This is a genomic window from Streptomyces sp. VNUA24 (assembly GCF_029167005.1).
Taxonomy (GTDB): domain Bacteria; phylum Actinomycetota; class Actinomycetes; order Streptomycetales; family Streptomycetaceae; genus Streptomyces; species Streptomyces scabiei.
Genome location: NZ_CP119143.1, coordinates 3,303,531 through 3,327,258, shown reverse-complemented (window position 1 = coordinate 3,327,258; position 23,728 = coordinate 3,303,531). Strand labels below are relative to the sequence as shown.

The following is a 23,728-nucleotide window of genomic DNA, read 5'->3' as shown; positions in this document are numbered from 1 at the left end:
CGTGCCCATGAGGCCCACCATGCTAGGAAGCCCGCGAATCACCGTGCAACGCAAATAGAACGCCCACACGCGCCACGCCACGCCCCGCCACGCGGAACGGCTCGGGGCGTGGATGGAGCGGATGGAGCGGGTGGAGCGGATCGGTGGGGCGGCGGTGGCTGGCCGGTCTGTGAGGCGGACGGGCTGTTGGTGCGGGAATCCCGTCGGGGGCGGTGGCGGCCGGAGGGTGGTGACGGGCCGGCCTGTGGTGGGGGCGGACCAGCCCATGGGGCACGTCCGGCGCGGACGGACGGCCTGGCGCGGACGGAGGGCCCGGTGCGGACGGAGGACCCGGCGCGGACGGGCGGCCCGGCGCGGACGGACCCTCTGGTGCGGGGCGGACGAGCGGCGCGCGGCACGGATAGCCCCTCCCGGCGTCGCGGATGACCTCTCCCCGCGTCGCGGATGACCTCTCCTCGCGGCGCGGACGGACTGCGCCCGCGAGCCGACGAGCCCGGACTGCGCCCGTGAGCCGACGAGCCCGGAATGCGCCCGTGAGCCGGCGAGCCCGGAATGCGTCCGTGAGCCGACGAGCCCTCCGGCGCCGCGAAACAGCCACCCCCGCAGCGCGCCTGAAGTGCCACCCGGCACCATCCGGGCCCGGTGGCGATCGTCCCTCGCCCCGGCGAGATTGGCGCACGCCACATCGGGCCGGGCATGACCAGCCCGCGCCCATGTACTACTGTTATCTCGACATCGAGATATCTGCCGAGGCGCACCTCGGCCGCCACCCCGGTAAGGGGTACCTAACTTAGCCTTACCTTAGCGGATCGGCCAAGAGGGCCTGGCGGCAGGATGCGGTGGTACGCGCACATGGAATGAAGGAGACTGTCGTGTCGGCGAACAGCTTCGACGCCCGCAGCACGCTGCAGGTGGGCGACGAGTCGTACGAGATCTTCCGGCTGGACAAGGTGGAGGGCTCGGCTCGCCTGCCCTACAGCCTCAAGGTCCTGCTGGAGAACCTGCTCCGCACGGAGGACGGCGCGAACATCACCGCCGACCACATCCGTGCCATCGGCGGCTGGGACTCGCAGGCGCAGCCCAGCCAGGAGATCCAGTTCACCCCGGCCCGCGTGATCATGCAGGACTTCACGGGCGTGCCCTGTGTCGTGGACCTCGCGACCATGCGTGAGGCCGTCAAGGAGCTCGGCGGCGACCCGGCCAAGGTCAACCCGCTCTCCCCGGCCGAGCTGGTCATCGACCACTCCGTCATCGCCGACAAGTTCGGCACCCACGACGCCTTCGCCCAGAACGTCGAGCTGGAGTACGGCCGCAACAAGGAGCGCTACCAGTTCCTGCGCTGGGGCCAGACCGCCTTCGACGACTTCAAGGTCGTACCCCCCGGCACCGGCATCGTCCACCAGGTGAACATCGAGCACCTGGCGCGCACGGTCATGGTCCGAGGCGGCCAGGCGTACCCCGACACCCTCGTCGGCACCGACTCGCACACCACCATGGTCAACGGCCTCGGCGTTCTGGGCTGGGGCGTCGGCGGCATCGAGGCCGAGGCCGCGATGCTGGGCCAGCCGGTCTCCATGCTCATCCCGCGCGTCGTCGGCTTCAAGCTCACCGGTGAGCTGACCCCCGGCACCACCGCCACCGACCTCGTGCTCACGATCACCGAGATGCTCCGCAAGCACGGTGTCGTCGGCAAGTTCGTCGAGTTCTACGGTGAGGGCGTGGCCGCCACCTCGCTCGCCAACCGCGCCACCATCGGCAACATGTCGCCGGAGTTCGGCTCCACCGCCGCGATCTTCCCGATCGACGACGAGACCATCAAGTACCTGAAGCTGACGGGCCGCGACGCCCAGCAGCTCGCGCTCGTCGAGGCGTACGCCAAGGAGCAGGGCCTCTGGCTGGACCCGGCCGCCGAGCCGGACTTCTCCGAGAAGCTGGAGCTGGACCTCGCCACGGTCGTCCCCTCCATCGCCGGCCCGAAGCGCCCGCAGGACCGTATCGTCCTCGCGAACGCCGCCGAGCAGTTCAAGAGCGACGTCCTCAACTACGTCGACTCCGTGGACGAGTCCGGCAAGGAGTCCTTCCCGGCCTCCGACGCCCCGGCCGTCGCCCCGAACGGCGCCCCGTCCAACCCGGTCACCGTGACCGCCCCCGACGGCTCGACGTACGAGATCGACCACGGCGCGGTGACGGTCGCGGCCATCACCTCCTGCACCAACACCTCCAACCCCTACGTCATGGTCGCCGCCGCGCTCGTCGCGAAGAAGGCCGTGGAGAAGGGCCTGACCCGCAAGCCGTGGGTCAAGACCACCCTCGCCCCGGGCTCCAAGGTCGTCACCGACTACTTCGACAAGGCGGGCCTGACCCCGTACCTCGACAAGGTCGGCTTCAACCTCGTCGGCTACGGCTGCACCACCTGCATCGGCAACTCCGGCCCGCTGCCGGAGGAGGTCTCCAAGGCGGTCAACGACCACGACCTCGCGGTCACCTCGGTCCTCTCCGGCAACCGGAACTTCGAGGGCCGGATCAACCCCGACGTCAAGATGAACTACCTGGCCTCCCCGCCGCTGGTCGTCGCGTACGCCCTCGCGGGCTCCATGAAGGTGGACATCACGCGTGACGCCCTCGGCACGGACCAGGAGGGCAAGCCGGTCTACCTGTCCGACATCTGGCCCTCCGAGGCCGAGGTCAACGACGTCGTGGCCAACGCCATCGGCGAGGACATGTTCAACAAGTCCTACCAGGACGTCTTCGCGGGCGACGCCCAGTGGCAGGCGCTGCCGATCCCGAGCGGCAACACCTTCGAGTGGGACGCGGAGTCGACGTACGTCCGCAAGCCCCCCTACTTCGAGGGCATGACGATGGAGACCACCCCGGTCTCCGACATCGCCGGCGCCCGCGTCCTCGCCAAGCTGGGCGACTCGGTCACCACCGACCACATCTCCCCGGCCGGCGCGATCAAGGCCGACACCCCCGGAGGCAAGTACCTCACGGAGCACGGTGTCGAGCGTCGTGACTTCAACAGCTACGGCTCGCGCCGCGGCAACCACGAGGTCATGATCCGCGGCACGTTCGCCAACATCCGCCTGCGCAACCAGATCGCGCCGGGCACCGAGGGCGGCTACACCCGCGACTTCACCCAGGACGGCGGTCCGGTGTCGTTCATCTACGACGCCTCGCGCAACTACATCGAGCAGGGCATCCCGCTGGTCATCCTGGCCGGCAAGGAGTACGGCTCCGGCTCCTCCCGCGACTGGGCGGCCAAGGGCACGGCCCTCCTCGGCGTCAAGGCCGTGATCGCCGAGTCCTACGAGCGCATCCACCGCTCGAACCTCATCGGCATGGGCGTGCTCCCGCTGCAGTTCCCGGAGGGTGCCTCGGCCGCCTCCCTCGGCCTCACCGGCGAGGAGACCTTCTCCTTCACCGGCGTCGAGGAGCTGAACAACGGCACCACCCCGCGCACGGTGAAGGTCACCACCGACAGCGGCGTCGAGTTCGACGCGGTCGTCCGCATCGACACCCCCGGTGAGGCCGACTACTACCGCAACGGCGGCATCATGCAGTACGTGCTGCGCAGCCTGATCCGCAAGTAAGCGGCTCGGTACGGCAGTCGAGGGCCGCATCCCCGTGGTACGGGGATGCGGCCCTTCGCCGTGCCGTGTGCGACCGTGCGGCGTGCGAACCGTGCCGCGCGCGACTCGTGCCGCCCGCGCAAGGCGCCTCGGGCGTGCGGGTGCTACACCCAGCCCCGCTGGGCGGCCCTCACTCCCAGTTGGAACCTGCTCGCCGCCCCCAGCCGCTCCTGGAGCTCGCTCACGCGGCGCCGCAGGGTTCGAAGGCTCACCCCCAGATGGCGGGCCACCGCCTCGTCCTTCATGCCGGCCGCCAGCAGCCGGATCAACGCGCGCTCGCCTTCGAGGAGTTCACCGTCGACGGTCGGCTGGCCGAGCGGCGTCGCCTGCTGCCAGGCCATCTCGAAGAGCTTCTGCAGGGCTTCGGTCACCGCCGAGTGCCACACCACGACGGCGCAGTAGCCGCCCGCCGCCGAGGCGGTCAGCGGCAGCATCGCCCGGCACCCGTCGACCACCAGCAGTTTGAGGGGCACGGACGGCAACACCCGGGCCTGCTCGCCCAGTTCCACCATCTTCCAGGTGCGGGACAGTATTTTCGGGTCCTCCAGGGCCGCCGCCGCGTACACCCCGCGGGAGACGATCCCGCGGCGCAGCAGATCGGCCTGGAGATCCACCTGCGGCGCGGGCGGGGCGAGATACGGCGGCGTGTCGAAAAGGCACACCTCCCGCTCGGCGCGTGCGTACATCTCCTCCAGACGCGCCGCGATGGCGCCCTCGCCGGAGGCGACCTCGATCAGCCGGGAGGGTTCCTCCCGCAGGAGGCCGGCCTCGTAGGCGGTGCCCATCTCCTCGGCGGTGGCGGCGAGCAGTTCGGACTCCGTCTCGCGCCGGCGGATCAGCGCGCGGACCGCCACCCGTGGGTCGACCGCCCGTAACCCGCCCATGGAGTCCGGGGGCTGGAGCAGCCCGAGTCCGAGCAGCTGGTTGCATGCCTCGCGCACCCGGGCGGGGGAGGTGCCGGCCAGCAGGGCCCAGCCGGCCGCACCGGCGTCGGGTTGATGGAGGATCGCCTGGTACACCCGTTCCTCGAAGGCGGACACCCCCACCGCGGCCCAGGGGCTCGCGGCAGGGGTGCGTCCCGCCGTGTTCTGTCCGGCCGTGTCACGTGCCGTGTTCACCATGGCTCGGCACGGTAGACGATCTTTGTTAAGGCTGGTGTCGAGCCGGTCGGGCCGCCGCCGTCTACTTCAGACCGAAGGCCCGCACCACGGTCTGGTCGACCGCGTTGCCGTCCCGGTCGGCGGCCCGTACGCGCAGGGACACGAACTCGGCGCCCTTCGGGTGCTTGAGTTTCGCCTTGCCGCCCCGGACCTTCACCTCCTTCCAGGACGCGCCGTCGTCGTACGACACCCAGGCCGTCAGCTCAGGAGCCGTGATGCCCGACTTCTGGTCCCGGACGGAGAGTTCGAGCTTTGACTTCCACGTCGACTCCGTCCGGTTGAGGAGATCGAGCCCGTCCAGGCCGTAGGCGACGGAGAGCAGCGGCAGCGCGGTCTGCTGGTCCGTGTGCGCCGACGCGAAGGACCACTCGGTGTGCGTGCTGGTGGAGTACGTGGCCCACTCGGCCGTGCGCCGCGCGTCGAGCACGAAGCGGTACGAGGACTTCGCCGCCGGCACGTCGAAGGTGCCGTAGCCGCCGAGCGCACTGTTGCCGACCGGCTTCCCGTCCATGTACAGCGTGCCCTTCGCGGTGTCCTGAACGCCGTCCACGCTCGCGTAGTGACCCGGTGTCGAGTCGCTCAACTCCGGCATTCTGAAGGTGAGTTTGTCGCCCGTGCGCTGGGAGAGACCGAACCGTTCGCTGCTCGCCGGGCGGACGACCTGCCGCAGCCACTCCTCGGCGGGCGCCCTGCCCGCCTCGGCGAAGGTCCGCAGGTCGTTCCACTGGCCCCTGTTGGTCTGCCAGTGCGGGGAGACGGTGTTCCAGATGCGGGTGTCGGGATCCACGTTGTAGTACTCGGTGCGGGTCGTGCCGAGGGGGACGTTCTGGCCGGTCTCGATGGCGGCCGACTGCCAGGGGCGGTACCGGTAGACGGCGTCCTTGCCGACGTCCCCGGCCCGGCTCCCGTGGTAACGGACCTTCTGCTTCACGGTGGTGGAGCTTTTCAGCGGGTACGTCTGGTTCTTCGAGATGGCACCGGTCTGCGGGAACATCACGTTGTAGACGTACGGGCTGACCGCGGTGCCGTCCAGATCCAGCGTGACCTTCCTGCCGCTCCTCAGCAGCGCGCCGAGCCTCGCGCCGTCCTCACCGGTGGCGACCATCAGCGGGATCGTCGTGCTGTCCACCCAGGAGATCCAGTACCCCGGCCTGTCCTGGTACGCGATGACGTAACCGGCCCCGGCCTTCGTCGCGTTGGCCACCGCCTCGTCGGCCGTCTTCCCACCGGCCAGCCGGACCACCGCCACCTTGCCCTCGACGTCGAGCCCTTGGAAGTCGGCCACGGTGCCACTGCCGGCGTCCACCGCCCGCACCGTGCGCTTTCCGCTGAACTTCACCGGGAGGCTGTCGCTCACCTGCGAGTAGTCGAGGGGCAGCGCGTACTTCTCGGGGCTGCTGACGCTCGCCGTCAGCTCCTTCTCGTACAGACGGAACTTGGAGCTGAACTCGAACAGGCCCTCGGTGACCTTCTCGGTCGGGGCGACATAGACGCGGTCGGTCCACCAGTTCTGGGCGTAGGTCGCCCCGAAGGCGGTCCCGGGCCCTTGCCTGTGCCAGGTGGTGCTGAAGCTCTGGAACTCGGAGTTCTCCTTCGTCACCGGCTTGATCTCGACGGCCTTGCGGGCGTCGAGGACGACCTCGGTGTCCTCGTCGACCTTGATCTCCGGATCACCGACGACGGAGGTGGCGACCTGCAGTCCGGCCGCGTCCCGCTCCGATATCCAGGTCGCCATGGAGTACGTACCGGCCGGCACCTTGAAGGTGTACCCGCGGCCGAGGAACCCGTGCGAGTCCGGGTACGCGCCGTTCAGCTCCTGCAGGACGAAGAGCGACGCCGAGGTGGACGGCTCGCCCGCGCGGTTGACCAGCGAGACCTTCAGGTCGTAGGTCTTCGGCAGTTTCTCGAAGCCGACGGCCGTGGTGACCTGGATGCCGTCGGCGGTGGCGGTGACGTGACCTGTGTACCGGCCCTCGGCCTCCTCGGCGGGCTCGACCGTGACCGTGGCGGTGGCGGTGCCCTTAGCCGGGACGGTCAGGACATCCGCGCCCAGGGCGGCCTCGGTGAGCGACGACGCCAGCTTCAACTCCATCGCTGTGTCGGTGGTGTTGGTGTACGTGATCTCCTTGCTCACGGCCTCGGCGTCGTCATCGTCCTCGTACAGGCCGAAGCTGAGCGCCGGGGTGGCGAAGACGCCCTGCCCGACGGCCCGTACGGCGTCCACGCGGCCGTCGCCCTGCTCGAACACGGAGGCGTCGGGGCTGGTCCTGGCGGTGGTGGCCAGGGCCTGCTTGATCTGCTGTCCCGTCCAGTCGGGATGCGCCTGCGCGACCAGTGCCGCGGCGCCCGAGACATGCGGGGTCGCCATCGACGTGCCGCTCGCCTTCGTGTACCTGTCGTCGACAGGCGTACTCCCCGGCATGTTGGTGCCGAGGGAACGGGCCGCCGTGATCCCCACACCGGGCGCGGTGATCTCCGGCTTGACGGCCGAGTCGCCGAGCCGTGGGCCACGGCTGGAGAACGAGGCCGGCTTGTCGGACCCGTCGACAGCGCCCACGGTCAGCGCCGAGTCCGCGATGCCCGGGGTGCCGACGGTCTTCTCGGACGGGCCCGAGTTACCGGCCGCGATCACGAAGAGGGCGCCGGTGGACGCGGACAGCTCGTCCACGGTCTCACTCAGCACGTCGGAGGGGCCGGACGCGTCACCGCCCAGCGACATCGAGACGATCTTCGCACCGGAGTGCGCGGCCCAGTCCATGCCGTCGAGGATCCAGGAGGTCTGCCCGCGGCCGTCGTTCGCCAGCACCTTGCCGACGAGCAGCTCCGCACCGGGCGCCACGCCCTTGATCCTGCCGTTCGAGGCCGCGCCCGAGCCGGCGACCGTGGACGCCACATGGGTTCCGTGGCCGTGGCCGTCCTGCACCGTCTGGTCCGGCACGAAGCTCTTCGTCTCCGTGAGCTTCCCCGCCAGGTCCGGGTGGCCGGTGTCCACGCCCGTGTCCAGGACGGCGACCTTGACGCCCCTGCCGTCGAAGCCCGACCGCCACACCTCGGGCGCGCCGATCTGTGGGACGCTCCTGTCGAGGGACACCTGCACCTGGGCGTCCAGCCAGATCTTCTCGATGCCGTCGCCGAGCCGCCGCGCCGCCTTCGAGGTGGGCTCGGTGCCGAGCGCGGGGGCGATGTCCGCCCAGAAGGCGGTGGACTTCCTCGCACTCAGCGCGGCGCCGTCGATCCCCGGGAGCGCGAGCGTGCGGCGTGCGCCGTCCGGGGTCGCACTGCCCTTGGTGTACGTCGCGATCACGGGGGTGGTGCCGGTGGCGGCGTCCGTGTACCCCTGCTTCACCAGCTGGGTGATGTTGAACAGCGCGGGATCGAGGCGGCCCGCCTGCACCAGCGGGATCGCGTCCGCGGGCAGCACGCTGACCTCGCCGTCGCGTTCGGTGGACAGGAAGGTGGCGGCCTCCCGTCCCTTGCCGCGCCGGACGTCGACGGCGCTCTTGCCGTCCGGACCGGCGGTGAGCGACACCGTGTCGCCGGTGAGGAGGGTGACGGTCTGCGTGGTCCCGGCGCGGGCTTGTGCGCCGGCTCCCGCGACGGTCCTCGTGGTCGCGTCGGTCTTGGTGGGCGATCCGTCGGGACCGGCCGTCGCGGGCGTGACCGCCGCCACGAGCAGTCCGGTCGTTCCGGCCACGGCCCAGAGGGCGCGGAGTCTTCGCATGGGTGGACGTCCTCCCCAGAACACTGACGACGCTTCCGGCCCGGTCGGCGGAAGCCAGTGATCAGAGTGGGCGGCGCGACGAGCGGGGCTCAAGGGATTCCTGTGGCCGGTCCGTGCCAACGCCCTCTTCGGCCAGGGCCGTTGGTGAGTTCCGCACGTCCCCGTAGGGGGTTCCGTCCATGCCCGCCGACCAGGTCGCACGGCTCCGGCTCAGCCGGAACACAGGGTTCCCCCGGGCAACGGGGACACGATGCTCTTCTGCGGCCGCGCGGCCGCGCGGCCGCGCGGCCTCGCCGAACTCGTCCGCGAGGTACGCCGCCTCACCACGAGCCAAGTCCGACAGGCCGGCGACACGGCGGAAACCATGCGGAGGCGACTGCCGGGTGAGTGAGCCGGGAACCGCGCGAACCGGCGTCACGAACGTTCGCCGGCCCGGCACCCTGGCGATGCCGAGGCCGGAGGGCGAAGACTTGTCCTCATGGATGCACCGATGCGCCGCCGTGACCACCTGCCCTTCGTCGACGAACACACGATCCTCATCGAGGCGGCCGCCGATGAGGTCTGGTGGGCCCTCGCCGAGACGCTCGACTGGGCCTTCTCCCGTCCCGCCGCTGTCCGTTACGCCAGGCTCGTGGGCTGCGCCGACCACACGGCCTCCGGCCCGCGGCCGCCCGTGGCGGGCTCGACGACGTTCCCCGGCTTCCGCACGGCGGCCGCGGTCCCGCCCCGGGAGCTGACCCTCCTGGGCCGTCACCGCTTCTCCTCCTACACCTGGACCTTCCACCTCGACGCGGAGGGCCCGGACCACGTCCGGCTGCGCGCGGAGACCCACGCCGTCTTCCCGGGCCCGGCCGGGGGCCTCTACCGCCTCCTCGCCCTGGGCACCGGGACGCACGCGAAGCTCACCCGCCGGCTGCTGGCCGACGTCCGCCGGCGCACCGAACGCCGCTGGACGCGGGAGCCGGTGACCTGAGGCGGCCTCGCGGGCGACAGGGGGCGCCCGCAGCCGTTTACAAGCGCGGCGCTCCGCGCTAGCTTCCGGAGTAGGTGGGGGTGGGAGCGCTCCCATATGTGCGGCGGACCGGAACCCGTCGTGCCCGGAGCGGCTCCCACCCCACACCACCCTCCACGCACGGGCACCGCGCACCCGCACAGCGCACCTCCGCACCTTCGCACCGGCACGCGCACGTCCCCCACCTCCCGGCCGTACATGCAAGGAGATCTGTCATGCGCATGACCAATCTTCGATTAAGGCTGCCCCGACGCCACCAGGCACTCCTGCTCGTGCTGCTCGCCCTCGTCACCACGATCCCGGCCCTCGGCCTGGTCGTCACGGCCGGCAGCGGCAAGGCGGAGGCGCACGGCACGCCCATGAAACCCGGCAGCCGCACGTTCCTGTGCTGGCAGGACGCGCTGACCGACACCGGTGAGATCAAGCCGATCAACCCGGCGTGCCGTTCCGCCCAGCAGGTGAGCGGGACGACCCCCTTCTACAACTGGTTCTCGGTGCTCCGCTCGGACGGCGCCGGCCGCACCCGCGGCTTCGTCCCGGACGGCCAGCTGTGCAGCGGCGGCAACACCAACTTCACCGGCTTCAACACCCCGAGCGCCGACTGGCCGTTGACCCATCTGACCTCCGGCGCGACCATCGACTTCTCCTACAACGCGTGGGCGGCGCACCCGGGTTGGTTCTACGCCTACATCACCAAGCCCGGCTTCGACCCGACGAAGACGCTCACCTGGAACGACCTGGAGGCGCAGCCCTTCCTGAGCGTCGACCACCCGCCGCTGAACGGCAGTCCGGGCACGGTCGAGGCCAACTACTCCTGGCGGGGCCAGTTGCCAGCGAACAGGTCGGGCCGCCACCTCATCTACATGGTGTGGCAGCGCTCCGACAGCCAGGAGACCTTCTACTCCTGCTCCGACATCGTCTTCGACGGCGGCAACGGCGAGGTGACCGGCATCAAGCAGCCCGGCAACCCCAGCGAGCCGGTACCGGGCACGTGCTCCGCCACCCGCCGTACGACGGGCAGCTGGTCCGGCGGCTACCAGTCCGAGGTCGTCGTCACCAACACCGGCGACGTGCCGATGCTCGGCTGGATGGTCGACTGGACGTTGCCCGCCGGGCAGAAGGTCGACAGCCTCTGGAGCGGCAGCGCGACCTACAACGGGCAGAACGTGATGGTGCACAACGCCAACTGGAACGGGTCGCTGGATCCGGGCAGGACCGCGACCTTCGGCTATGTGGTGCAGGGGCCGGGAGGTGATCCCGCGACGACCTTGCCCTGCCGGGTGGGCTGAGGGCCCGGCCGTCCGGCCGGGGCCGGGGGCGTCGCCGCTCCCGGTCCCGGCCGCGGTCAGGCCAGCAGCTCCACCTCCGCCAGCGTCGCCGTGCCGTCGAGAACGAGGCGGTAGTGGTCGTACGCCTTCGGGGCCGTGATCGAGAAGGCGCGGGTCTGGCGGTCCCAGGCGAAGGATTCGCCGGAACGCCTGTCGAGGGTCTTCCAGGTGGTGCCGTCGGCCGACCCCTGGAGGGTCCAGCCCGCCGGGGCCTCGTCCCGGCCCGCCGAGGTCAGCGTGTACCGGACCGCCCTTGTGCGGGCCGGTACCGCGAGCGGCACCGTCCCGGCCAGCGCCTTGGTCGCCGAGGTGTCGTCGAACAGCGCGCCCTCGCCCCGGGCGGCGTCCGAGCGGGGCGCCGGAACCCTGTCGTCCTTCGTGATCGAGACCGGAGCCGCCTTCTCGCCGGTGCCCCAGCGGGACGGCTCCGGACCCATGGCGAACCTCAGCGTGCCGCCCCGGGCGAGGAGCGAGTGCGGCAGCGAGGTCGACGTCCAGGGCCTGCCGTCGACCGTCAGCCCCTGGACGTACACGTTCCGCGCGCTGTTCCCGGGGGCCTCGACCACCAGGTCCCTGCCGTTCTCCAGATGGACGGTCGCCCTGGTGAACAGCGGGGAGCCGACGGCGTACTCGCCGCTGCCCATCACCAGCGGATAGAAGCCGAGCGCGGAGAACAGGAACCAGGCGGACTGCTCGCCGTTGTCCTCGTCGCCGTGGTAGCCCTGGCCGATGGAGCTGCCGACGTAGAGCCGGGACAGCACCTCGCGCACCTTCCCCTGGGCCTTCCAGGGCTGCCCGGCGGCGTCGTACATGTAGATCGCGTGGTGGGCGACCTGGTTGGAGTGCCCGTACATGCCCATGCGCACGTCACGGGCCTCGGTCATCTCGTGGATGACACCGCCGTAGGAGCCGACGAGGTCGGGGGAGGCCGTCTCCGGGGTGGCGAAGTACGTGTCCAGCTTCCTCGCCAGCCCGTCGCGGCCGCCGTACAGGTTGGCCAGGCCCCTGCTGTCCTGCGGCGCGGTGAAGGCGTAGCCCCAGCCGTTGGTCTCGGTGTAGTCGTGGCCCCAGACGCGGGGGTCGTACGCCGAGGAGTCGACCCGCCAGGCCCCCTGGGCGTCCCGGCCCTGGAAGAAGCCGGCCTTCTCGTCGAACAGCCGCACATAGTTCCGGGCCCGGTCGAGGAAGTAGGCGGACTCCTCCGCGTAGCGCTTCTCACCCGTCCTCCGGTACAGGGCCCGGCCCATCCGGGCGATGCCGTAGTCGTTGAGATAGCCCTCCAGCGCCCAGGACAGGCCCTCGTGGGTGTCCGTGGAGGTGTAACCGAGGAAGGGGGAGGTGGCCATCCCCTTGCGGCCGACGCCCGGCGAGGGCGGCACGACCGTGGCGTTCTTCAGGGCCGCCTCGTACGCGCTCTCCGCGTCGAAGTCCACTCCCTTGACGTACGCGTCCGCGAACGCCACGTCCGAGGAGGTGCCGGTCATCAGGTCCGCGTAGCCGGGGGAGGACCAGCGGGAGGTCCAGCCGCCGTCCTCGTACTGCTGCACGAACCCGTCGGCCATTTCGCCCGCCTGACCGGGCGTCAGCAGCGCGTAGGCGGGCCAGGTCGTCCGATAGGTGTCCCAGAAGCCGTTGTTGACGTACACCTTGCCATCGACGATCTTCGCCCCGGTGCGGGTCGGGGTGTCCTCACCGGTCATGGGCGAGAACGGCGAGGCGTACCGGTGCTTCGACCCCACCTTCTCGAAGCCCGAGTTGGGGTACAGGTACAGGCGGTAGAGGCTGGAGTACAGCGTGGTCAGCTGCTCGGGGGTCGCGCCCTCCACCTCGACCTTGCCGAGGATCCGGTCCCACTGCGCCCGTGCCCGGTTCTTCACCGTCTCGAAGGCCGTGCCGTCCGGGATCTCCCGGCGCAGGTTGTCCTTCGCCTGGTCCAGGCCGATGAGGGAGGTGGCCAGGCGGAGCGTCACCGTACGGTCCTCGCCGGCGTCGAAGCGGAGGTGGCCCTTCACCCCGGCCGAGCCGCCGTCCGTGACGGGCGCGTCGAAGACCCCGTACACGAAGAGACGGGTCGCGCCCGTGGAGAGCCCGGACTTCACGTCCGAGAATCCCGTGACGACGCCCGCCTCCTTGTCCAGGGTCAGGCCCGCCTGGTCGGTCACGTTGTCGAAGAGGACGCTCGCGTCGTCGCCGGGATAGGTGAAGCGCAGCACCGCCGCGTGGTCCGTCGGCGCCATCTCGGCCCTGACGCCGTTCTCGAAGCGGACCCCGTAGTAGTACGGCCGGGCCGTCTCGTTCTCGTGCCGGAACGCCAACGCCCTTGCGGAGCGGCTCAGTTCGGGGGTGCCGGCGGCGGCCGAGGGCATCACCTGGAAGGTCTGCCGGTCGCCCATCCACGGGCTCGGCTCATGACTGGCGCTGAACGCCTGGAGGGTGGGGAGGTTGTCCGCGTCGTTGGCCCGCGCGTAGTCGTAGAGCCAGCTCAGTGAGCCCGCGTTGGTGACCGGCGTCCAGAAGTTGAAGCCATGGGGCACCGCGGTCGCCGGAATGGTGTTGCCGCGGGAGAACCCGCCGCTGGAGTTCGTTCCCCTGGTCGTCACCGCGTAGTCGGAGAGATGCGCCTTCGGCCGTTCGGGGGCCCGCACCCGCAGGGTGACGTCGTCGAGCCAGCCGCGGAACCTCGCCGGGCCCTTCGGGGAGTCGTACGCCACCACGATCCGGTCCACGGTCCGCCCGGCCGCGACCGAGCCGATCCGGGAGACGACGTCGTTCCACTGGTTGACGTACAGCACCTTCGCCGTGCCCTGGCCGCGCGGCGACAGCGGGAACCCGTGTCCGTCCACCGCCCCCAGCTCGCTCAGCGAGGTGCCGTCGGTGAAGACCAGGTCGACCGAGACGTTCGTGGCGTCGTAATCCAGGTCCCCGGCGGCCATCGACGGGAAGATCCGGTACGCCAGCTCGGTGTTCCGCTCGACGGCCACGTCGACGTCGAAGATCTTGTTGTACGCGTACGCCCGGCCCTGTGCGGTGTGCCGGCCCGCGTATCTGAGCGCCCGCGCGCCGGTGAAGCCCGCACCGGCCTTCGCGGTCGCCGAGCCGCTCGGACCCCGGTCGACCAGCGACAGCATCTCCTTCGGCGCGGGTGCCTGCCCGCCGCCCGTGGAGAAGCGCACGTCGGCGAGCTGGGTGATCATCGAGGCGCCGTTGTTCCTGGTGATGTCGAGCCGGAAGTGCCGGTAGCCGGCCACCGCGCCCGCGGGGATGTCGTACGACTTCGTGAGGAACCGCTGCCCGAAGCTCTCACCGGACCGGGTGTCGAGGGTCTTCCACTCCTTGCCGTCGGTCGAACCCCGCAGGGTCCAGTCCTTCGGGTCGCGCGTCTCGGCGTCGTTCGCCGAGGTCAGCGCGTAGGTGACGACCTCGGCGGGCCGGTCGAGGTCGAACTCCGCCCAGCCGGTGGGCTGGAAGGTGAGCCACTTGGTGCCGGGCTCGCCGTCGACGAGGTTCTCCTTCACCTCACCGCCGCCGGTGTTCTCGCCACTGGCGCGTACGTCGGTGACGCGGTCGGTGACGTCCCCCGGGATGCCGGTGGTGTAGCCGCCGTCGACGCCGGACGCGCGGGGGGAACCGTCCGGTGCCGTGTCGGTCGTGCTGAGCCAGTCCGGCGCCGGGTCGTCCGGTTCGAACGAGGAGGCGAACTCCCGCTCACCGGCCGCCGGCCGGTCCGGTAACGCGACCGCCGCGCCCTGCGAGGCCACCACCAGGGCGAAGGCGGCGGCGCCGAGCGCCCCTGTGAAACCCCGTCCGTGCCGCATCGGCGAGCACCCTCCCTACGTCCGGAAGACATTTCTCGATCAAGGAACGACCGAATGGGGACAACGTTGTCGACCGCGTGAACGCAGGGACCAGTAGGGGTGGAAGTGATGAGTGATGTCAAGGGTGTTGAGCGCGCCGTCCGGGGCGAATGGCGGGAATTTTCCGGTCGGACGACGCGAGGCCGTTCAGATTTCCGGGAGGTCTCAACTCGGAAAAGACCGAAGGCGAACCTTGCATTCGATCTTGCCCCTCTGGCGGGAAGTGGACTATACCTGTCGGCGTCCGCATCGTGGTCACCCAGGCGCGGACGGGCCCTACCTGGGGGGAATTACCGGCGGTCGCGGACGTGTCCGCGCGCGGACCGCCGTCTTGCCCCTGTTGAATCCTCACGCACGACCCCAGCTTGAACCGACCGCGGTGCCGGGAGGATCCGGTTCACCGCCTGAGTCCTGGAGAAGGCGAGGACTTGAGCATGGGATCCACGACCGCCGAGAACGACCACGGCCCCGACGGGGTCGTCGGCACCGGCCCCGAAGGCGTAGGCCGCCGCGATCTGATCAAGCGTTCCGCCGCGCTGGGCCTGATCACCGTCCCGACCATGAGCGTCCTGTCCGCGTGCGCCAGCGGCGGCGGCGGGGACGACACCTCCGAGGAGAGCCAGGGCAAGACCTCCGCGTCCAACCCGTTCGGCGTCAAGAAGGGCGGCAAGCTCGACGTCGTCATCTTCAAGGGCGGCTACGGCGACGCCTACGCCAAGGCGTGGGAGGCCGCCTTCCAGAAGAAGTGGGGGGTCACCTCCACCCACACCGGCACCCAGGAGATCACCGGCAAACTCCAGCCGCGGTTCAACGCGGGCAACCCGCCGGACATCGTCGACGACTCCGGCGCCCAGCAGATCCCGATCGACGTCCTCTACAAGAACGGCCAGCTCCTCGACCTCGCCGAGGTGCTGGACGCCCCCTCGATCGACGACCCGGCCAAGAAGGTCCGCGACACGCTGATCCCCGGCACGCTCGACGCGGGCATGCAGGGAGGCAAGGTCGTCGCCCTCAACTACATCTACACGGTGTGGGGCCTGTGGTACTCCGGCAAGCTCTTCAAGGAGAACGGCTGGGAGGCGCCCAAGACCTGGGCCGACTTCCTCACCATCTGCAAGGAGGCCAAGGCCAAGGACATCGGCGGCCTCGCCCACCAGGGCAAGTACCCGTACTACATCAACGTCGCCATCATGGACCTGATCGCCAAGACGGGCGGTCTGGACGCCATGAAGGCGATCGACAACCTCGACCCGAAGGCGTTCGTCGGCTCCGACGCCGCGAAGGCCGGCGTCGAGGCGATCTACGAGGTCGTCGAGAAGGGCTATCTGATGCCCGGCACCAACGGCCTCACCCATACGGAGTCCCAGGCCCGCTGGAACCAGTACAAGGCCGTGTTCATCACCTCCGGGTCCTGGCTGGAGAACGAGCAGCTGAAGCAGACCCCGGACGACTTCGAGATGACGTTCATGCCGATGCCCCTGCTGCCCGACAGCGTGATGCCGTTCGAGGCGATCCGGGCCGGCTCGGGCGAACCGTTCATCATCCCGGCCAAGGCGAAGAACCTCCCCGCGGCCAAGGAATTCATGCGGATGATGCTCTCCAAGGAGTGGTCGACGCTGTTCGCCAAGGAGGCGAACTCCCTGACGATCGTGAAGGACGGCGTCGACACCGGTGTCTCCCTGCGGCCCGGTACGCAGTCGACGGTGGAGGTGTCCAAGGCCGCCGGTGACAACACGTTCCGTTACCTGTACACCGAGTGGTACAGCGAGATGGACACGGCGATCCAGAACGCGTCGAACGAACTGATGGCCAAGCGGATCCAGCCGGCCGAATGGCTCAAGCGGGCCCAGGCCGCCGTGGACAAGCAGGCCAAGGATCCCGACTCCAAGAAGAACCATCGGGACTAGTCCGGGCGTCGGAGCGCCGGGAGAGCTGCGCACTGTGGTGAGCTGCGGGTTCGTGGCGGCTCGCCGCGCAGTTCCCCGCGTCCCCGGAAAACAGGGCGCGCCTTTCGTCTCATGGAAGCCGAGGCAGGGAAACGGCAATGCGTAAAGGACAGAACCGGTTCGTCGCGGGGTTTCTCCTCGCTCCCGTGGCGCTTTATCTGATCTTCGTGATCTGGCCGTACATCCAGACGTTCGGCTATTCGCTGACCGACTGGAAGGGCCAGTCGCAGACGTTCTCCTTCATCGGCCTGGACAACTACACGGCGTTGTTCCGGGACGACATCTTCCTGCAGGCGATCTGGCACAACATCCTGTTCCTGGTGTTCATCCCGGTGATCACCATCCTGCTGGCGCTGTTCTTCGCGTTCATGCTGAACGCGGGCGGCCGCGGCCGGGCCGGCGGGGTCTCGGGGGTCGCCGGGTCCGGGTTCTACAAGATCGTGTACTTCTTCCCGCAGGTCCTGTCGCTGGCGATCCTCGCCGTGCTCTTCGGGGCCGTGTACCGCAGCGACAGCGGCGGCATGCTCAACGGTCTCCTGCTGAAGCTGGGGCTGGTCGACAAGAGCAGCCCCGTCGAGTGGCTGAACGAGCCGGACATCGTCCTGTGGGCCCTCATCCTCGTCGTGGTCTGGCACGGCGTCGGCTTCTACCTGGTGCTGTTCTCCGCCGCGATGCAGGCCATCCCCAGGGACATCTACGAGGCCGCGCTGATCGACGGCGCCGGCCGCGCCCACACCTTCTTCCGCATCACCCTGCCGCTGCTGTGGGACTCCGTGCAGACCGCCTGGGTCTACCTCGGGATCGCGGCGATGGACATGTTCATCCTGGTCTCGACCATGACCGCGGGCGAGTACGGGGGCGGCCCCGACCACCACAGCGAGGTCATGGCGACCGTGATGATGCGGAACTTCCTGTTGTACGGCAGGAGCGGCTACGCCTGTGCCATGGGCGTCGTGATGCTGCTCCTCACCCTGATCGTGTCGGTGGTCATGCTGCGCGCCACCCGTCGCGAGCGCGTCGAGTTCTGAGCGGGAGAGACGACTGAGTGATGAGTGCACCCCTCAAGACCGCCTCGCGCGGCGACTCGGTCCCCACCGGCCCGACGGTGGACGGGCGCCGGACCGGCCCCGGCGACGAGCGCGGCGAAGGCGTCGTGCTGAACGTGTTCTCGCACGGCTTCCTCGCCCTGTGGGCCCTGCTGATCGTGCTGCCGCTGCTGTGGCTGGTGCTCAGCGCCTTCAAGACCGACGCGCAGATCGGCGGCTCGGCCTTCGGCTGGCCCGAGAACTGGTCCCTGGACGTCTTCTCCCGTGCCTGGGACAAGGGCATCGGGGACTACTTCGTCAACACGGTGATCGTGCTGGTCTTCTCCGTGCCGCTGACCATGCTGTTCGGCTCCATGGCCGCGTACGTCCTGGCCCGCTACCCCTTCACCGGCAACCGGCTGCTGTACTACTTCTTCGTCGCCGGGGCGATGTTCCCGGTCTTCCTCGCCCTGGTGCCGCTGTTCTTCATGGTCAAACGGCTGGACATGCTGAACACCTACCAGGGGCTGATCCTGGTGTACGTCGCCTACTCGCTGCCGTTCACGGTGTTCTTCATGCACGCGTTCTTCCGGACGCTGCCCACCGCGGTCTTCGAGGCGGCCATCCTCGACGGCGCCTCGCACACCCGGACGTTCTTCCAGGTCATGCTGCCGATGGCCAAGCCGGGACTGATCAGTGTGGGGATCTTCAACACGCTGGGGCAGTGGAACCAGTTCATCCTGCCCACGGTCCTGATGCAGCCGCAGAGCGGCGACGACCCCGAGCGGTACGTCCTCACCCAGGGCCTCATCCAGCTCCAGCAACAGCAGGGCTACGCGTCGGACCTGCCCGTCCTCTTCGCCGGTGTCACCATCGCCATGATCCCGATGCTGGTGGTCTACCTCTCCTTCCAGCGCCAGGTGCAGGCGGGCCTCACCTCCGCCACCCTCAAGTAGCCCGGCCCGGGACCTCAAGTAGCCGCAGAGTGACATTTAGTGGTCATTCGGTGGCCCCAGTTTCCCTCAAGGACTTGACTGCGGTAACCCGTTCAGCGGAGCTTGGAGTTCACAACTTGTAAGTGACCCGGGTTCAGCGGCTGTGGCCTGGGTCACGGGCGGCGTGCGGGCCGCCCGTCCTGGGACGGGAGTGGATGAGTCGATGGAGACTCCGGGGTCGCAGTCGTCGCTGCACCGAGCAAATCTCGAACGCGTCGTCCGGGCGGTACGCCTCGCCGGGTCGCTGACGCAGGCGGAGATCGCCAGGACCACCGGTCTGTCCGCGGCCACGGTCTCCAACATCGTGCGCGAACTGAAGGACGGCGGAACCGTCGAGGTCACGCCCACGTCGGCCGGTGGCCGGCGGGCGCGCGCGGTCTCGCTCAGCGGGGACGCGGGGATCGTGATCGGCGTGGACTTCGGGCACACCCATTTGCGCGTCGCGATCGGGAATCTCGCCCATCAGGTGCTCGCCGAGGAGGCCGAGCCGCTGGACGTGGACGCCTCCTCGACCCAGGGCTTCGACCGGGCGGAGCAGCTGGTCACCCGTTTGATAGAGGCCACCGGGGTGGATCGCACGAAGATCGCCGGCGTGGGACTGGGTGTCCCCGGCCCGATCGACGTGGAGTCCGGTTCGCTCGGCTCCACCGCCATCCTGCCGGGCTGGACCGGCAGCAAGCCCGCCGCCGAGATGCGCGACCGCCTCGGCGTGACCGTGCACGTGGACAACGACGCCAACCTCGGCGCCCTCGGCGAGCTGGTCTGGGGCAGCGGCCGGGGGGTGCGGGACCTCGCGTACATCAAGGTCTCCAGCGGCGTCGGGGCCGGACTGGTGATCGATGGCAAGATCTACAGAGGCCCGGGTGGCACAGCGGGAGAAATCGGGCATATTACTCTTGATGAATCCGGCCCTGTCTGCCGCTGCGGCAACCGGGGCTGCCTGGAGACCTTCGCGGCCGCGCGCTATGTGCTGCCGCTCCTCCAGTCCAGCCACGGCACCGACCTGACCATGGAAGGGGTCGTACGGTTGGCGAGGGACGGGGACCCGGGCTGCCGTCGGGTGATCGCCGACGTCGGCCGACACATCGGAAGTGGAGTCGCGAATCTCTGCAATCTGTTGAACCCGAGCCGCGTGGTCCTCGGTGGCGATCTCGCCGAGGCCGGAGAGCTGGTTCTCGGACCCATAAGGGAGTCGGTCGGCCGGTACGCGATCCCGAGTGCCGCACGTCAACTCTCAGTGCTGCCAGGGGCACTTGGCGGCCGAGCCGAGGTCCTCGGGGCCCTGGCGCTGGCCCTCAGTGAGATGGGTGATTCGACCCTTTTGGACGGGACCCTCTCCGCGGCGACCCCTGTCTTCACTTAGAGAACGAAACACGCCGTTGCCAACCCGTTAAGGATTTACTTCTTGACGTCGCACGTGTGGCCGAGTTGACTTCCAGCCACCTCGGCCGCAGTGCTGCGGCCCGTGTCAGGGAGGCACAACCCAAATGAACGCAACGATGCGTAGAGTCGCGATCGGCGCCACCGCGGTTTCGCTGGCGCTGTCCGTCGCCGCCTGTGGCAAGGCCGGCGACGACAAGGACTCGGACAGCGGCAGCGACGGCGGCTCCGGCAGCAAGACCATCGGTCTCCTCCTGCCCGACAACGTCACCGCGCGCTACGAGAAGTTCGACCGGCCGTACTTCCAGGACAAGGTCAAGGAGCTCTGCTCCGACTGCAAGGTCGACTACGCGAACGCCGCCGCCGACCCCACCAAGCAGGCTCAGCAGATGAGCACCATGGTGACCAAGGGCGTCAAGGTCATCGTCATCTCCGCGCAGGACTCCGCCGCCATCAAGTCCTCCATCCAGTCCGCGGTGGACAAGGGCGTCAAGGTCATCGCCTACGACCGCCTCGCGCAGGGCCCGGTCTCGGCCTACGTCTCCTTCGACAACGTCAAGGTCGGCGAGCTGCAGGGCCAGGCCCTCCTCGACGCGCTCGGCGACAAGGCCACCCCCAAGGCCAAGGTCGTCATGATCAACGGCGACGACGCCGACCCGAACGCCGGTCAGTTCAAGGAGGGCGCGCACAAGGCCCTCGACGGCAAGGTCGACATCGCCTACGAGCAGTCCGGCCTGTGGAAGGACACCGTCGCCGCTCAGAAGATGTCCGCGGCCATCACCCAGCTGGGCGCCAAGAACATCGCCGGCGTCTACGCCGCCAACGACGGCATGGCCGGTGGCATCGCCAACACCCTCAAGGGTGCGAAGATCAGCGGCATCCCGCTGACCGGTCAGGACGCCGAGCTGGCCGCCATCCAGCGGATCGTCGCCGGCACGCAGTCCTCCACGGTCTACAAGGCCTACAAGCCGGAGGCCGACACGGCCGCCGAGCTGGCGGTCAACCTGCTGGAGAAGAAGGACATCAAGTCCCTCGCCGACACCGAGGTGACCAGCGGATCCGGTGACAAGGTCCCGGCGAAGCTGCTGGTCCCGGTCTCCGTCACCAAGGAGAACATCAAGGACACGGTGGTGAAGGACGGCCTGTACACGGTCGCCGACATCTGCACCGCCGAGTACGCCAAGGCGTGCAAGTCCGCCGGCCTGGAGTAGCCGCTCCGGTCCACTGAGCCTGTCCGGCGCCCGCCCCATCCATACCCCGCTTCCGGGGCGGGCGCCGGACGGAACCGCCGCCGAGGCGCTCCGCTGGATCTGCCACGACGGGCCGTCGGTTCCCGACCGCTCCGTCGTGGCTGGTCGCGCAGTTCCCCGCGCCCCTTCAGGGCGCGGGTGGGCACGGCGGATCCACGCATGTTCCCCTGTAAGTCTTGTGCGTCACGCACATCCTCCGCGCCCGGTTCCCGGCGCGGCATCCCCGCCGGTCAGGCGGCGAAGGAGATGGTTCACGTGTCCGCTACGCCCGTGTTGGCGTTGCGCGGAGTCTCCAAGCGATTCGGTGCGGTGCAGGCACTCACCGACGTCGAGCTGGAGGTCCACGCCGGAGAAGTGGTCGCCCTGGTGGGCGACAACGGCGCAGGAAAGTCCACCCTGGTCAAGACGATCGCGGGTGTCCACCCCATCGATGACGGCGTCATCGAGTGGCAGGGAGATCCGGTCAGGATCAACAAGCCGCACGACGCGCAGGGACTCGGCGTCGCGACGGTCTACCAGGACCTCGCGCTGTGCGACAACCTCGACGTCGTCGGCAACCTCTACCTCGGGCGCGAGCTGCTGCACCGCGGCGTCATCGACGAGGTGACGATGGAGAAGAACTCCCGGGAGCTGCTCTCCACGCTCTCCATCCGCATCCCGAGCGTCCGCATCCCGATCGCCAGCCTCTCCGGCGGTCAGCGACAGGTCGTCGCCATCGCCCGCGCCCTCATCGGCGACCCCAAGCTCGTGATCCTGGACGAGCCCACCGCCGCCCTCGGCGTCGAGCAGACCGCGCAGGTCCTCGACCTGGTCGAGCGGCTGCGCGAGCGCAACCTCGCCGTCATCCTCATCAGCCACAACATGGCCGATGTCAAGGCGGTCGCGGACACGGTCGCCGTACTGCGCCTGGGCAAGAACAACGGCTCCTTCTCCGTGAAGGACACCAGCCACGAAGAGATCATCGCCGCGATCACGGGGGCCACGGACAACGCCGTGACCCGTCGCGCCGAGCGGCGCACCACGGAGGCGGCAAAGTGAGCGACACGTCCAAGACCGTGAAGAGTGATTCCCCCCAGGCCGCGGCGGAGGGCCAGACCACGGTCGCGCCCGCCGACGACCCCACGGCCGCGCCGGTCACCGTCGTCGACCCCCGTCTGCTGATCCGTGAAGAGGGTCTCAAGGGCTACGTCACCGAGTTCAAGCGCAAGGTGAAGGGCGGCGAGCTGGGCTCGCTGCCGGTGGTCATCGGACTGATCGTCATCTGGACGATCTTCCAGCTTCAGAACGATCGTTTCCTCAGCGCCGACAACCTCTCGAACATCAGCTACTTCCTCTCGGCCACCGGCATGCTCGCCATCGGCCTGGTGTTCGTCCTGCTGCTCGGCGAGATCGACCTGTCGGTGGGCTCGGTCAGCGGTCTGGCCTCCACCGTGTTCGCCGTGCTCGCGGTCAACCAGGGCATGAGTCCCTGGCTGGCGGTGGTCCTCGCGATCCTCACCGGCATCGCCATCGGCGCGCTGCACGGATGGTTCTTCGCCCGGGTCGGCGTACCCGCGTTCGTCGTCACCCTGGCCGGCTTCCTCGGCTGGAACGGTCTGATGCTGTGGCTGCTGGGTGACAGCGGCACGATCAACATCCCGTCCGACACGGGTCCGATCCGGCTGCTCGGCCAGAGCTCCTTCTTCATGGACCAGGCCATCATCGGCGCTTGGCTGCTGGCCGGTCTCGCCGTCGTCCTCTCCCTGGTCGGCAACCTCAACGAGCAGCGCCGTCGCCGGGCCGCGGGCGTCCCGTTCCGGGCGACCAGCGAGATCCTGCTGCGCGTCGGCGCGCTCGCCGTCGCCTCCTTCGCCGCCGCCGCCGTGCTCAACAACGCGTCCGGGGTCTCCAACGCGCTGGTGATCTTCCTCGCGGCGCTGGTGATCGTGGACTTCGTCCTGCGCCGCACGACGTACGGCCGCAAGGTGTTCGCGGTCGGCGGCGGCATCGAGGCCGCCCGCCGTGCCGGTATCAACGTGCCGATGATCCGGATCACCGTGTTCGCCATCTCCGGTGGCTTCGCGGCGATCGGCGGCATGTTCTTCGCCGGCCAGACCGCGAGCGCGACGCTGTCCGCGGGCAGCGGCAACATCCTGATGCTCGCGATCGCCGCGGCGGTCATCGGCGGCACCAGCCTCTTCGGCGGACGCGGTTCCGTCTGGTCGGCACTGCTCGGCATGCTGGTGATCCAGTCGATCCAGACCGGTCTCGACCTGCTGAACATGAACACGTCGATCCAGTACATGATCACGGGTGCGGTGCTGCTGGGCGCGGTCGTCATCGACTCCGTCAGCCGTCGGAGCCAGAAGGCCGCCGGTCGCGCCTAGACGCCGTCGGGGTGCGGTGGGCCCGCGAGTGCTGGTCCGTCGTGGCTGGTCGCGCAGTTCCC

At 69.4% G+C, this 23,728-nt stretch carries 13 protein-coding genes; 10 read left to right on the top strand and 3 right to left on the bottom strand.

The window, feature by feature from the left end:
* Nucleotides 1-872: 872 nt before the first annotated feature.
* Nucleotides 873-3,590, top strand: coding sequence for an aconitate hydratase AcnA (acnA, locus tag PYR72_RS13845; protein WP_275455637.1), 2,718 nt, complete (start codon nt 873-875; stop codon nt 3,588-3,590).
* Nucleotides 3,591-3,733: 143 nt separating this feature from the next.
* On the opposite strand, the gene PYR72_RS13840 is transcribed toward acnA, so the two are convergent.
* Nucleotides 3,734-4,750, bottom strand: coding sequence for a helix-turn-helix transcriptional regulator (locus tag PYR72_RS13840; RefSeq protein ID WP_275455636.1), 1,017 nt, complete (start codon nt 4,748-4,750; stop codon nt 3,734-3,736).
* Between the two features lie 61 nt (nt 4,751-4,811).
* Nucleotides 4,812-8,510, bottom strand: coding sequence for a S8 family serine peptidase (locus tag PYR72_RS13835; RefSeq protein WP_275455635.1), 3,699 nt, complete (start codon nt 8,508-8,510; stop codon nt 4,812-4,814).
* Nucleotides 8,511-9,000: 490 nt separating this feature from the next.
* Here PYR72_RS13835 and PYR72_RS13830 point away from each other — a divergent pair, with 490 nt between their 5' ends.
* A complete protein-coding gene (locus PYR72_RS13830; RefSeq protein WP_275460408.1) occupies nt 9,001-9,483 on the top strand; it encodes a hypothetical protein in 483 nt (160 codons plus the stop codon).
* Between the two features lie 254 nt (nt 9,484-9,737).
* Nucleotides 9,738-10,811 carry a lytic polysaccharide monooxygenase gene (locus PYR72_RS13825; RefSeq protein WP_275455634.1) on the top strand — a complete coding sequence of 358 codons (1,074 nt, stop codon included), beginning with the start codon at nt 9,738-9,740 and terminating at the stop codon, nt 10,809-10,811.
* A 56-nt stretch (nt 10,812-10,867) separates the two neighbouring features.
* Here the strand turns inward: PYR72_RS13825 and PYR72_RS13820 are convergent, their stop codons facing one another.
* The gene (locus PYR72_RS13820) at nt 10,868-14,665 is read right to left on the bottom strand and encodes a GH92 family glycosyl hydrolase (protein ID WP_275455633.1); all 3,798 of its coding nucleotides are present in this window, start codon (nt 14,663-14,665) and stop codon (nt 10,868-10,870) included.
* A 473-nt stretch (nt 14,666-15,138) separates the two neighbouring features.
* On the opposite strand from PYR72_RS13820, the gene ngcE reads away from it, so the two are divergent.
* From ngcE to PYR72_RS13785, 7 genes are all read left to right on the top strand, one after another.
* Entirely contained in the window at nt 15,139-16,611 is a 1,473-nt protein-coding gene (ngcE, locus tag PYR72_RS13815; protein WP_275455632.1) for an N-acetylglucosamine/diacetylchitobiose ABC transporter substrate-binding protein, read from the top strand.
* Nucleotides 16,612-16,748: 137 nt separating this feature from the next.
* Entirely contained in the window at nt 16,749-17,678 is a 930-nt protein-coding gene (locus PYR72_RS13810) for a sugar ABC transporter permease (RefSeq protein ID WP_275455631.1), read from the top strand.
* A 20-nt stretch (nt 17,679-17,698) separates the two neighbouring features.
* Nucleotides 17,699-18,631 carry a carbohydrate ABC transporter permease gene (locus PYR72_RS13805; RefSeq protein ID WP_275455630.1) on the top strand — a complete coding sequence of 311 codons (933 nt, stop codon included), beginning with the start codon at nt 17,699-17,701 and terminating at the stop codon, nt 18,629-18,631.
* Nucleotides 18,632-18,833: 202 nt separating this feature from the next.
* The gene (locus PYR72_RS13800; RefSeq protein WP_059079708.1) at nt 18,834-20,033 is read left to right on the top strand and encodes an ROK family transcriptional regulator; all 1,200 of its coding nucleotides are present in this window, start codon (nt 18,834-18,836) and stop codon (nt 20,031-20,033) included.
* A gap of 136 nt (nt 20,034-20,169) precedes the next feature.
* On the top strand, nt 20,170-21,261 hold the full coding sequence (locus PYR72_RS13795) for a substrate-binding domain-containing protein (RefSeq protein ID WP_275460407.1): 1,092 nt from the start codon (nt 20,170-20,172) through the stop codon (nt 21,259-21,261).
* A gap of 285 nt (nt 21,262-21,546) precedes the next feature.
* Nucleotides 21,547-22,338 (top strand): ATP-binding cassette domain-containing protein, encoded by a 792-nt coding sequence (locus PYR72_RS13790; protein WP_012999938.1) that lies wholly within the window; start codon nt 21,547-21,549, stop codon nt 22,336-22,338.
* A complete protein-coding gene (locus PYR72_RS13785) occupies nt 22,335-23,666 on the top strand; it encodes a sugar ABC transporter permease (protein WP_275455629.1) in 1,332 nt (443 codons plus the stop codon). The genes PYR72_RS13790 and PYR72_RS13785 overlap by 4 nt, the downstream gene beginning before the upstream one ends.
* Nucleotides 23,667-23,728: the final 62 nt, after the last annotated feature.

Bases quoted from the DNA above. Each gene is read 5' to 3' on its own strand.
- PYR72_RS13840 (WP_275455636.1), bottom strand. From the start codon at position 4,750: ATGGTGAACACGGCACGTGACACGGCCGGACAGAACACGGCGGGACGC.
- PYR72_RS13835 (WP_275455635.1), bottom strand. From the start codon at position 8,510: ATGCGAAGACTCCGCGCCCTCTGGGCCGTGGCCGGAACGACCGGACTG.
- PYR72_RS13830 (WP_275460408.1), top strand. From the start codon at position 9,001: ATGCGCCGCCGTGACCACCTGCCCTTCGTCGACGAACACACGATCCTC.
- PYR72_RS13825 (WP_275455634.1), top strand. From the start codon at position 9,738: ATGCGCATGACCAATCTTCGATTAAGGCTGCCCCGACGCCACCAGGCA.
- PYR72_RS13820 (WP_275455633.1), bottom strand. From the start codon at position 14,665: ATGCGGCACGGACGGGGTTTCACAGGGGCGCTCGGCGCCGCCGCCTTC.
- ngcE (WP_275455632.1), top strand. From the start codon at position 15,139: ATGGGATCCACGACCGCCGAGAACGACCACGGCCCCGACGGGGTCGTC.
- PYR72_RS13810 (WP_275455631.1), top strand. From the start codon at position 16,749: ATGCGTAAAGGACAGAACCGGTTCGTCGCGGGGTTTCTCCTCGCTCCC.
- PYR72_RS13805 (WP_275455630.1), top strand. From the start codon at position 17,699: ATGAGTGCACCCCTCAAGACCGCCTCGCGCGGCGACTCGGTCCCCACC.
- PYR72_RS13800 (WP_059079708.1), top strand. From the start codon at position 18,834: ATGGAGACTCCGGGGTCGCAGTCGTCGCTGCACCGAGCAAATCTCGAA.
- PYR72_RS13795 (WP_275460407.1), top strand. From the start codon at position 20,170: ATGCGTAGAGTCGCGATCGGCGCCACCGCGGTTTCGCTGGCGCTGTCC.
- PYR72_RS13790 (WP_012999938.1), top strand. From the start codon at position 21,547: ATGGTTCACGTGTCCGCTACGCCCGTGTTGGCGTTGCGCGGAGTCTCC.